12 protein-coding genes are annotated in these 11,313 nt (G+C 28.7%); 2 read left to right on the top strand and 10 right to left on the bottom strand.

Features of this window, described 5'->3' with window-relative positions; all coding sequences use genetic code 11:
• Together RH99_RS16005 and ytfJ are read left to right on the top strand one after the other, a co-directional pair.
• Positions 1–315: DUF2953 domain-containing protein (locus RH99_RS16005; protein ID WP_010240589.1), on the top strand; the 315-nt coding region annotated here is incomplete at its 5' end.
• A gap of 20 nt (positions 316–335) precedes the next feature.
• Entirely contained in the window at positions 336–791 is a 456-nt protein-coding gene (gene ytfJ / locus RH99_RS16010; RefSeq protein ID WP_010240591.1) for a GerW family sporulation protein, read from the top strand.
• Positions 792–912: 121 nt separating this feature from the next.
• On the opposite strand, the gene scpB is transcribed toward ytfJ, so the two are convergent.
• The 10 genes from scpB to RH99_RS16065 all read right to left on the bottom strand — a co-directional run bounded on the left by scpB (position 913) and on the right by RH99_RS16065 (position 11,028).
• The gene (gene scpB / locus RH99_RS16015; protein WP_010240593.1) at positions 913–1,524 is read right to left on the bottom strand and encodes an SMC-Scp complex subunit ScpB; all 612 of its coding nucleotides are present in this window, start codon (positions 1,522–1,524) and stop codon (positions 913–915) included.
• Positions 1,511–2,269 (bottom strand): segregation/condensation protein A, encoded by a 759-nt coding sequence (locus RH99_RS16020; RefSeq protein ID WP_010240595.1) that lies wholly within the window; start codon positions 2,267–2,269, stop codon positions 1,511–1,513. Before RH99_RS16020 ends, scpB begins: the two co-directional genes overlap by 14 nt.
• Positions 2,270–2,612: 343 nt before the next feature.
• Complete coding sequence (locus tag RH99_RS16025; protein WP_010240596.1) at positions 2,613–3,812, bottom strand: D-alanyl-D-alanine carboxypeptidase family protein; 1,200 nt, start codon at positions 3,810–3,812, stop codon at positions 2,613–2,615.
• 238 nt (positions 3,813–4,050) lie between these two features.
• Entirely contained in the window at positions 4,051–5,352 is a 1,302-nt protein-coding gene (locus RH99_RS16030; RefSeq protein WP_010240598.1) for a pyrimidine-nucleoside phosphorylase, read from the bottom strand.
• Positions 5,353–5,669: 317 nt separating this feature from the next.
• The gene (locus RH99_RS16035; RefSeq protein ID WP_010240599.1) at positions 5,670–6,488 is read right to left on the bottom strand and encodes a purine-nucleoside phosphorylase; all 819 of its coding nucleotides are present in this window, start codon (positions 6,486–6,488) and stop codon (positions 5,670–5,672) included.
• Positions 6,489–6,508: 20 nt separating this feature from the next.
• Positions 6,509–7,324, bottom strand: a complete 816-nt coding sequence (locus RH99_RS16040; RefSeq protein ID WP_010240601.1) for a purine-nucleoside phosphorylase — start codon at positions 7,322–7,324, stop codon at positions 6,509–6,511.
• A 24-nt stretch (positions 7,325–7,348) separates the two neighbouring features.
• Positions 7,349–8,515: a phosphopentomutase gene (locus tag RH99_RS16045; protein ID WP_010240603.1), complete on the bottom strand. Its 1,167-nt coding sequence runs from the start codon at positions 8,513–8,515 to the stop codon at positions 7,349–7,351.
• A gap of 143 nt (positions 8,516–8,658) precedes the next feature.
• Positions 8,659–9,537 (bottom strand): site-specific tyrosine recombinase XerD, encoded by an 879-nt coding sequence (xerD, locus tag RH99_RS16050; protein ID WP_010240604.1) that lies wholly within the window; start codon positions 9,535–9,537, stop codon positions 8,659–8,661.
• A 275-nt stretch (positions 9,538–9,812) separates the two neighbouring features.
• The gene (gene spoIIM, locus RH99_RS16060; RefSeq protein WP_010240608.1) at positions 9,813–10,439 is read right to left on the bottom strand and encodes a stage II sporulation protein M; all 627 of its coding nucleotides are present in this window, start codon (positions 10,437–10,439) and stop codon (positions 9,813–9,815) included.
• Between the two features lie 70 nt (positions 10,440–10,509).
• Positions 10,510–11,028 (bottom strand): NUDIX hydrolase, encoded by a 519-nt coding sequence (locus tag RH99_RS16065; RefSeq protein ID WP_010240610.1) that lies wholly within the window; start codon positions 11,026–11,028, stop codon positions 10,510–10,512.
• Positions 11,029–11,313: the final 285 nt, after the last annotated feature.

An 11,313-nucleotide genomic window follows, 5' to 3' on the forward strand; every position in this document is an offset into this window, starting at 1 on the left:
AAACTAGAGAAGAATAGATTTAAGCCAAATTTAACTTTTATTTTTCATATGGAATATGGAACTAATGATGTATCAAAAACAGCTATATACTTTGGAATTTTAAACTCTCTTTCTCCTAGTTTATATTCTTTTATAAATAGATTTTTTCATATAGAAAAATACGAATTCTCCTTAACACCTAACTTTAAAGCTTCTAAAATAGATTTACAATTAAAAAGTATATTAAAAATAACTATAGTAAATACTATATATATAGTCATTTTAATCCTGTTGAGTTTTTTAAAAGAAAAATATCAAAAAAATCAAAATTCTTAAATGCTAAGGAGGAATTATAAATGGAAAATCATTCTATTGAGAATTTAATGACAAGTACTATGGAAAATTTAAGAGATATGATTGATGTTAATACAATTGTAGGAGAACCTATAGAATCTAAAGATGGTACATTAATATTACCTATATCAAAAGTTTCTTTTGGATTTGCTTCAGGAGGAAGTGAGTTTTCTAAAGACGTAGTAAAAAAAGAAAGTTCAGATTCTTTTCCCTTTGGAGGAGGTTCTGGTGCTGGTGTATCAGTAAAACCAGTTGCTTTTTTAGTTTTAAAGGATGGAGCTATACGTCTTTTACCTGTTGATGCCGAAAACACCTATGATAAGATGGTAGATACCATCCCTCAGATAATTGACTTAATAAAAGATAGTATTGGTAAACATAAAGAAAATAAAAATGGAACAGCAACTGTAAAAACTAAAGATGAACATAATAAAGCAGAAGAAACTAACATTGATTAAGACATGTAAAAATAGAATTATCCTACTTACTATCCATTTTTCTCAATACATCTTATCTTAATAAGATAAAGTAAAAGCATAGTGGAAATTAAATATATAATCCCCCACCATGCTTTTACTTCTAATCATCTTCATAATCTTTTTCTATATCCTTTTCTTTAATGTCTTGCATATTCTCTATAAAGTCATCTAATACAGGAAGTTCCTCTAAATTTTCAAGATTAAAATATCTAAGAAACTCTTCAGTAGTTCCATATAATATAGGTCTTCCTGGAGCATCTAATCTTCCACACTCTTTAATTAAATTCTTTTCTTGTAATATAAAAATTGCCCTATCAGATTTTACTCCTCTTATTTCATCTATATCTACTCTAGTTACAGGTTGCTTATAGGCAATAATAGATAATGTCTCTAGAGAAGCTTGTGATAGCGATTGCCTTGTATTAGTCTTCAATAATTTTTGAATGTACTCACTATTTTCAGCTTTTGTAACAAGTTGATATTCATCATTAATACAAATCAATTTTATGCCTCTGTCTTCATTTTCATAGTTAGATATCATCTTCTGTAATAATTCTTCAGTATATTTTAAATTACGATCAAGTATATGTGCTATGTTCTTTGATTTTAAAGGTTCTCCGCTGGCAAATAATAGTGCCTCAATTATTGAAAAATGCTTGTTGTCATTTAAAACTTCATTAAATTCTAACTGATCTATATTATATTTTTCCACTGTCTAAAATCCTTTCCATATAAATTTCTCTAAAATTAGATTGCTGAATTACTTTAATATCTCTTAATTTTATAAGCTCCAGCAGTGCTAAGAACGTAACGACTACTTCAATCTTACTATTGCATTGTTCCTTTATATTTGAAAAATACATTTTATCTTTACTTCCAAACATAGATAATAATTCATTCATCTTATCTTCTATTCTAAATTTATCAATAGGTATTTCTTTAGAAATACCATTTTCTGTATTGGTCTTATCTAAATAAGTATTTAGCAATCTATCGTATAAATTAAACAATTCTAACATAGTTATACCCTTCAATAATTCTTCTGTAGAAGTAGTATTTTCTCTTGAATCATCTATAATTTCAGGTTTCTTTGTAAATACAACACCTACATTTTCTTCTCTTTCTCTAAAGAAATTAGCCAAAAGCTTGTACTTTTTGTATTCTACAAGTTTTGATACTAATTCTAATCTAGGGTCTTTTTCATCTTTCTCTAAATCCTCAGTTTTATTTTTTGGTAACAACATTTTAGATTTAATCTCAAGTAAGTTTGCAGCAATCACAATAAATTCTGAAGTTATCTCTAAATCCATTTGCTTCATGGTCTTAATATAATCCAAGTACTGTGAAGTTATATCATATATTTTTATATCATATATATCCATTTTATTTTTCTTAATTAAATGTAATAAAAGGTCAAAAGGTCCCTCGAAATTGTCTAGTTTAATATTTAGTGACATAACATCTCTCCTAATTTTATGGATAAATCCTATCAATTAATCTTACTTAGTTGAAGTTCTACCTCAACTAATCTCAGATAATTTATCAATGTAAATACCGCTGTTATAGCCCTATTTATAAAGTAGACTATCACAACATTTTGTTATTGAATAAAACAATAAGATCTACATATATTTTATCATATACATAGATCTTAGGCATCTTAAAATAATAACTAATTAAAGATATAGCTAATATTTTGTATCTTTGTATCATAGAAAAACAATTTCTAATATTAGTTATATCAAAAAATTATGTTAACACAGTATAGTTTAAATAAGAATAATATAATGTATTATATTATTAAATAGCATTATCAAATACTCTACCTAGATTGTATTTAAAATGTTCAAAAATACCACCTTTTTTTACATCCCTATCACAATAGAGTTTTACTTTTCCACATACTTTTCCATCTTGATAAAATTCGCAATATCCAATCTCATTGTCTTTTTTGAACCCCTTATTATTTTTATTATAGACACATTTACGATCTATTTTTGAATTATTCCCTTTAGGTACAATTATATTTACATCTTCACTAGCCTTTGCTAAAAAGAATTTGTCACCTTTTTTATTTAAATTAACTTTTTCTACAGTACCATTTTTCTGTATAATCTTCTTACTTTCAAATTTGGAAAATCCATAAGTCATAAGCATTGATGCATCTCTATTTCTTACTTTATACGTAGGAGCACCCATTATAACCGCTAGCATTCTTACTCCATCCTTCGTAGCTGTAGCTGATATACAATACTTTGCTTCGTCTGTGAATCCAGTTTTTAGTCCATCACAACCCTTATAAAATCTAACTAGTTTATTGTGATTGACAAGTTCAATTGGTGACTTTCTACCTTCACTAATAGTTTCCATATATGTTCCTGAATACTTTAAAATCTGAGGATGTTTTAATAATTCCTTAGACATTATTGCTATATCATAAGCAGTAGTTAAATGTCCCTCTGCATTAAGTCCTGTGCAATTTTCAAAGTTTGTATCTTTCATTCCAAGTCTTTGTGCTTCTTCATTCATCATTTTCGCAAAATTTTCTTCACTACCACCTATATATTCTCCCATAGCTACCGCTGCATCATTTCCTGAAGCTATTGCTATTCCCTTTAAGAGTTCTTCCACCGTTCTAATTTCTCCAGTGTCTAATATCATGGAACTTCCGCCCATTTTCTTTGCATTTTCACCAACAGTAACTTTATCACTTAATTTAATTTTACCACTATCCACATTTTCCATGGTAATTAACATAGTCATTATTTTTGTTACTGATGCTGGTGCAAATTTTTCATGAGAATTTTTTTCATAAATTATTTTTCCTGTAGTAGGTTCTATCAATAGTGCTGATCTTGCATCTACATTCATATTAGAAGAATTTTCATTTACCTTATCCCCTGGTTCTAATTGTTCCGCTGATACTGGAATATATGAAAACATAGTTGCTATTATAACTGTACACAAAGCCCTAGCTATTATCCTATTCTTTTTAATCATATATGTACCACCCTTTCTTTTAAGTTGTTTTCAACAATTTTATTTTTACCAACTTCAAAAAAGATTATCACAAAATAGTTAAAAAATAGTCCAAAAGCTATTATTAATATTTAGCAAATATATAAAAATAATGGAAAGAGAGTACTAATTTATAGTACTCTCTTCCATTATTTTATATTTATGTAGTTATATTTAAAAAAAGTGCAAACTTAAATGTAATAATATGCCTAATAAATATTTATTTAATTACATCATATATATATTTAATATCTTCTGGTTTATCTTTATTAATTTTAAAAGCACTTTCTGCCATGATTTTAGCTTCAGTACAATTTTCCATATTAGTATGTAGTACACAGATTACATCATCTTTTTTAACCTTTTCACCATATTTTTTTACAATAGTTATGCCAGCAGCAAAATCTATTTTATCTTCTTTAGTCTTTCTCCCAGCACCTAGTAACATTGCAGCTACACCTATACTATCAGCCTTTATTGCACTTATGTATCCTTTCTCTTTTGCCATTATTTCAATATTATATTTTGCATTTGGAAGCTTTTCTGGATTATCTACTATGTCACAATTACCACCTTGAATTTTTATAAATTCTTTAAGCTTTTCTATAGCTTTACCAGACTTTATAATATTATTTAATGATCTATAGGCTGAATCAAAATCTTTAAATGCACCACCTAGTATTGTCATATAGGATGCAATAGTTAATGCTACTGTTGTTTCATCCTCTGCACCTTTTCCCTTTAAAACTTTAATGGCTTCTCTTACTTCATTTGCATTTCCAACTTCATGACCTAGAGGCTGATCCATATTAGTTATAACAGCTATAGTTTTCCTATTTAATGATTTACCTATTTCCACCATAGTTTCCGCCAAATCTCTAGCTTTATCTAAGGATTTCATAAATGCTCCAGAACCAACCTTTACATCAAGTACAATGGCATCTGCACCGGAAGCTATTTTTTTACTCATTATAGAACTTGCAATAAGTGGTGTACTATCTACACTTCCCGTTACATCTCTCAATGCATAAGTTTTTTTATCTCCTGGTGTTAAATTAGCGGTTTGTCCTACAATAGCCATTTTATATTTATTGATATTAGATATAAATGTATCTGAATCCAATTCAGTTTTAAATCCTTCAATAGATTCCAATTTATCTATAGTTCCTCCTGTATGTCCTAGTCCTCTACCTGACATTTTAGCAACCGGAATTCCTGTTGCTGCTACAAGGGGAATAACTATTAATGAGATCTTATCTCCTACACCTCCCGACGAATGCTTATCTACTTTTATTCCTTCAATAGCTGATAGATCTACCTTATCTCCAGAATTTACATAGGCAAGTGTAAGATTTGATATTTCTTCTCTATTCATACCTTTAAAATAAACTACCATTAAAAATGCAGACATTTGATAATCTGGTATACTACCCTTGGTATACCCATCTATGATAAATTCAATCTCCTGTTTAGTTAAAACCTTTCCATCTTTCTTCTTATCAATTAAATCTATCATTCTCATTTTATTTTTCCCCCATTAACTACAATCAATTATCAATTAAGGCATGTGAAAATAAATAGTAAGTCAAAGATGCGACGAATATTTTGAATTGAGCAAGGAAGCAGGTTCCAAGGATAGTGGGCTATCTGAGGGTTCTGCTGACGCAGTAGGATTCAAAATAGGCTAGCATACTGACTAGTTATTTATTTGAATATGCCTAATCTTACTTATATGGATTTTGTATTTCCACTGATTTTAAATGACTTTATACAAAGCCATGATATTATCCACCTATTTAGAAAAGTAGGCAAAAGAAAATTTATTTTGTTTTTGTTCCCTTATAGTTTTTCTATTACTGATTTTACTATAGATATAAATTTAGTTTTAGCTTTATTTGCAGTTTCTAAAACTTTTCTATGATCTAATGGTTCTAAATTATCGGCAATAGCCATGTCTGTAATGCAAGATATACCTAGTATTCTCATAGACATATGATTTGCAACAATAACCTCAGGTACCGTTGACATACCCACCGCATCTCCACCTATAAGTCTAAGCATTTTAAGTTCTGCTGGTGTTTCATAATTGGGTCCTGATACCGCAGTATAAACACCTTTTTTAATAGTATATCCTAGTTCCTCTGCGCTCTTTTCTGCTAGTGTTATAAGCTCTCTATTATAGGCACTAGACATATCTGGAAATCTCGGACCAAGTTTTTCATAATTTTTACCAATCAAAGGATTTGTACCCATAAAATTAATATGATCTTCTATTAGCATCAGATCTCCAGCTTCAAAATCTGGATTCATTCCCCCTGCTGCATTTGTTATAATTATATCGCCTACTCCCAATGCTTTTATAACTCTTACAGCAAAAGTTACTATTTCCATTGGATATCCTTCATAGAAATGAAATCTACCATTCATTGCAAGCACACGCTTTCCACTAATAGTACCTATTATTAATTCTCCGGCATGACCTGCTACAGTTGAAACTGGAAATTCAGGTATGTTCTTATAATTTATTACCAATTTATCTTTTATATCATCAACTATACTACCAAGTCCTGTACCTAATATTATTGCTATATCTATCTTTCTACTATCTAAACTCAAAATATAGTCTTTAGCTTTTTTAATTTTTTCAACTATATTCATATCCTATGCACCCCTTAAAATTAAATTTTCTTCACTATATTGATTATAAAATTTTTAAATTTATCCTTAACTTTATTAGACGTTTCTACCACTTCCGCATGATTTAAAGGCTTATCTAATATACCTGCTGCCATATTTGTAATACAAGAAATACCTAACACCTTTAAATTGCAATGGCTAGCTGCAATAACCTCAGGTACTGTAGACATTCCAACAGCATCTCCACCTAGTATTCTAGTCATTCTAATTTCTGCTGGTGTTTCATAAGTTGGACCTGTCATCATTAAATATACGCCCTCTTTAACTCCTATATTTAAAGTATTTGAAACATTCTTTGCTATATTAATCAAACCTTTATCATAAGCACAGCACATATCTGGGAACCTCGGACCTACTCCCTCTTCATTTCTTCCTATAAGAGGATTGTTAAGTGCAAAATTTATATGATCCTTTATAATCATTAAATCCCCCGGTATAAAACTTGTATTCACTCCACCTGCAGCATTAGTAACAATTAAATCTTTTACACCTAAATATTTCATAATATACACTGGTAGTGATAGTGCTTCCATAGAATTACCTTCATAGTAATGGAATCTTCCCTGCATCATTATTACTTTTTTCCCTGCAAGTTCTCCAATTACAAATTGTCCAGCATGGCCTTTCACTGTAGATGTTGGAAGGTTTGGTACATCACTATATTTTATAATGATTTTTTGTCTTAGTTCTTCTGCTAATTCCCCTAATCCTGAACCAAGTATTATTCCCACCTCTGGTACTATATCTGTTATGGTTTTTATGTATTCTATACTTTGTATTATAGTATCTTTATTCATATAAATCTCCTCTAAACATATTTCTTATATCAATTTATCTTTAAAACTTTCTCCATATATAGTATTTTCAACTTGCAAAATATCTAAAACAGTCTTGCCTATATCACAGAAGCATTTTCTTATTCCCATATCTACACCACTTTTAATAGACTTACCATAAACTAGGAGAGGTATATATTCTCTTGAATGATCTGTACTTGCAGTTGTAGGATCGCAACCATGATCTGCAGTTATAATTAAAATATCTTCATAATTCATATTATCTATTATTTCAGGAACTCTTTTATCAAATTCTTCTAAGGCATTAGCATATCCTTTTGGATCATTTCTGTGACCATAAAGCATATCAAAATCAACTAAATTTGTAAATATTAGTCCTTTCTTGTTTTCTTTCATATATTCAATTGTTCTGTCAACACCATCCATATTGTTTTTTATATGTACGGCTTCTGTTACTCCCTTGCCATTAAATATGTCTTCTATTTTCCCAACTGCCATCACATTTAAATTAGCTTCTTTTATATATTCCAAAATTGTCTTACTAAAAGGATCCAGTGCAAAATCACGTCTGTTTGAAGTTCTTGTATAATTACCTTCTTTTCCTATAAAAGGCCTTGCAATTATTCTACCTACAGTATTCTCACCAGTAAGCATTTTCCTAGCAGCCCTACACATATCATATAATTTTTCAAGGGGAATTATATTCTCATGTGCTGCAATCTGAAATACACTATCTGCAGAAGTGTAAATAATAGGACATCCAGTTCTAACATGTTCATCTCCAAGTTCTTTAATTATCTCCGTTCCTGATGCCACTTTATTTCCTATTATCTTTTTACCTATACTATTTTCAAATTTATCAATAATATTCTTTGGAAACCCATTTGGAAAGGTCTTTAAAGGTTTTTCAAGTACTACTCCTGAGATTTCCCAATGTCCAGTTACGGTATCCTTTCCCTTTGATATTTCTGCACACTTTCCGTAATTACCCTTTGACTTCTGAACTTTTTTTAAACCCTGAATATCATTAATATTTCCAAGGCCTAACGCTTCCATATTTGGCAATTTTAAGCCACCAACATTCTTTGCTATATTTCCTATTGTATTACTTCCTTCGTCCCCATAAAGCTTTGAATCAGGCATTTCCCCTACACCTACACTATCAAGTACTATTAAAATAATTCTATTCATAAAGTGTTATCGTTACATAAAATCTATAACGATTCTCACCTACCTTTCTTATTCTAATTGCATTTTATTTATTTTGAAATCTATTTTTATTTTTTAGATGTATATCTATAAATAAGCTCATATATAGTTATTATATATTCTTATTAAGCTCTAGGATGTGTCTTTTTATATATCTCAGCAATCTTACTCTTTTTAGATATTCCCGAATAGATTTGAGTAGTAGATAAATCACTATGTCCAAGCAATTCCTGAATAGTTTTTATATCTGCACCATTTTGCAATAAATGTACTGCAAAAGAATGTCTTAAAGTATAAGAATTTATAGGTTTATTAATTTTAACTTCCTCTGCATATTGTTTTACTATTTTCCAAAAACCTTGTCTTGTCATCTTATTCCCATGTAGATTAAAATATAGAAAGTCTAAGCTATTTATATTTAATTGTGATCTTATCTTTAAATACTCTTCTATCCATTTTACAGCATAGGAACCTATAGGTATAATTCTCTCCTTATCCTTTAGTCCTTTGCATTTAACGTATGAAAGTTTTATATTAACATCATATATTGTTAGGTTTAACAGTTCAGTTACCTTTATACCTGTTGCATACATTATTTCTAACATGCACTTGTCCCTAATGCCCTTATTCGTTTCACAATCTGGCATAGAAAGTAGCCTATCTACTTCTTCTACAGTAAGTATAGCAGGTAAGGTTCTCTTTATTTTAGGAGCCTGATATTGTATCACTGGATTTATATCTATTTTCCCTATATTTATCAAATATTTATAAAAATTTCTTATGGACACTATATTTCTTATAACAGATGAATTTGCCTTACCACTCTTTTTCAAACTTTGAACATAGGCCATTACAAGTACTACATCTACTTGATCAATACGCTCTTCTTTACTCATTACAAATTCATGAAATTTTTTTATATCTCTCGTATAAGCATCCATTGTATTTGAACTCAATTTTTTTCTACTAATATGATTAATGTAACTATTTACTAAGTCGCTCATAAATTTCTCCTAAAAATTCGTATTTAAATTAGCTAGTAGCTAGTTTAAATAAATATATAAAATTATAAATAATGCGTTTATCTAACCTAAGTACATTATATACTAAAATACTGTTGTTATGAACCTTTGACTTACTAATAAAAAAATAAATGGAATAATCAATTATATTTGGAAGTATAACACCTAAAAAAATAAGAATTAAAAAACATTTCATGATTAAAATTATAGAATCAACAAATTCACCCTTTTCATTCAAAAGCTATCACTGTCCCCTCTTACGCAATCAGCTTAATTATGTTAGGTGTTATATATGTTTCAAAGGCTAACCCGATAAACATAAATATAGCTATAATAAAAAACGCCATAGAATATGACATTATTCTTGATGAAATATTAGTTGTCCAATGTTTTTTACCGTTATCTTTTATTAGCATCAATGAAAATTCCATAGCTAGTACAGATCCAATTATTATGCAAGGTATATATACAATATTCTGAGGAATTACAGATAAAAGTGCAAACCATATTCCTTTAAATCCTAATCCATTCACAAAAAAAGTCACAGTAAACCCAATAGTAAAACCCTTCAGTACATCTACCACCAAGATTATTGGAATACCAATCATAGTTAAACCCAAAAACCATACTACTAAAAGTATTGGTATATTATTTTTTATTGTTTGAAAAAAAAGCTGATTGTAATTAATACTCTTTGAATTATAAGTTTTTATAAATGATGATAGATAATTTAAAAGATCACTTTTTTCAAAGCCACTCATATACTTTACAGTATATACTCCTAGCACAATGCCTGTACACAAACAAATAGCACTTAAAATATATAGCCATAAATTATTTTGTAAATGATTTGTTATTAAATTCTTAAAAGATACAGCTTTCATTAATTATTCCTCCCATTGTTAATCATCTTTTTATAATACTTATGATTATCAATAGTGGAATATGATAATTTTATAAATACATAAAGGCACTTATAGTCTTTGCATCTATTATTTTACCTTCTGTTATAAGATTTTTTATATCCTTAATTTTCACTTCTTTAATATTTATAAATTCATCTTCGTCTAAAGCAATTCTACCTTGGTATAAATTTTCAGCCTTATATAAATAAATATATTCATTACAAAAACCTGGAGATGTGACAATTTTACCTAAATAATTAAAATTATTAGCTTTGTACCCTGTTTCCTCTTCTAATTCTCTTATACCACATTCATAAGTATCTTCACAATTTTTAATCTTTCCTGCTGGTAGTTCCAGTAAAACCATATCTAACGGCTTTCTAAACTGCTCTACCATAAGAATTGTATCTTTGTCTTTAAAAGCTATAATGGCAACCCCAGAAGGATATTTTACCATTTCTCTATTATAGTATTTACCATTTTGAAGTTTTACCTTTTGCACATACAGTTCTATGACTTTACCTTTATATAAATTTTTTTCTTCTACAGTTTCTTCTCCTAGTTTCACAATAAATCCTCCAAATAAAATGCTATTTTATCCAAATTATATTTTCATTCTAATTACTAAAAATATAATTGTCAAATCTAACTACTAGTATTAATTACATATAGATTTATAATTAATTATTTATCCGATAACAGCGATACGTTCATGGATAATTCATCTAAACTTAGTTGGAGCACAAACTTCAACTAAGTAAGATTCATTGATATTGCTATATATTATTATAAATTTAATTCCATTAAAATTATTACTTTATTAATGCCGTATGAAAATATTAATTGTTTATTA

Source organism: Clostridium arbusti SL206, from assembly GCF_000246895.1.
Lineage (GTDB): Bacteria > Bacillota > Clostridia > Clostridiales > Clostridiaceae > Clostridium_I > Clostridium_I arbusti.

What these genes read in the sequence shown, in the direction of transcription:
- RH99_RS16035 (WP_010240599.1), bottom strand. Translation starts at nt 6,488, where the DNA reads ATGAATATAGTTGAAAAAATTAAAAAAGCTAAAGACTATATTTTGAGT.
- ytfJ (WP_010240591.1), top strand. Translation starts at nt 336, where the DNA reads ATGGAAAATCATTCTATTGAGAATTTAATGACAAGTACTATGGAAAAT.
- RH99_RS16030 (WP_010240598.1), bottom strand. Translation starts at nt 5,352, where the DNA reads ATGAGAATGATAGATTTAATTGATAAGAAGAAAGATGGAAAGGTTTTA.
- spoIIM (WP_010240608.1), bottom strand. Translation starts at nt 10,439, where the DNA reads ATGAAAGCTGTATCTTTTAAGAATTTAATAACAAATCATTTACAAAAT.
- RH99_RS16020 (WP_010240595.1), bottom strand. Translation starts at nt 2,269, where the DNA reads ATGTCACTAAATATTAAACTAGACAATTTCGAGGGACCTTTTGACCTT.
- RH99_RS16025 (WP_010240596.1), bottom strand. Translation starts at nt 3,812, where the DNA reads ATGATTAAAAAGAATAGGATAATAGCTAGGGCTTTGTGTACAGTTATA.
- RH99_RS16045 (WP_010240603.1), bottom strand. Translation starts at nt 8,515, where the DNA reads ATGAATAGAATTATTTTAATAGTACTTGATAGTGTAGGTGTAGGGGAA.
- RH99_RS16040 (WP_010240601.1), bottom strand. Translation starts at nt 7,324, where the DNA reads ATGAATAAAGATACTATAATACAAAGTATAGAATACATAAAAACCATA.
- xerD (WP_010240604.1), bottom strand. Translation starts at nt 9,537, where the DNA reads ATGAGCGACTTAGTAAATAGTTACATTAATCATATTAGTAGAAAAAAA.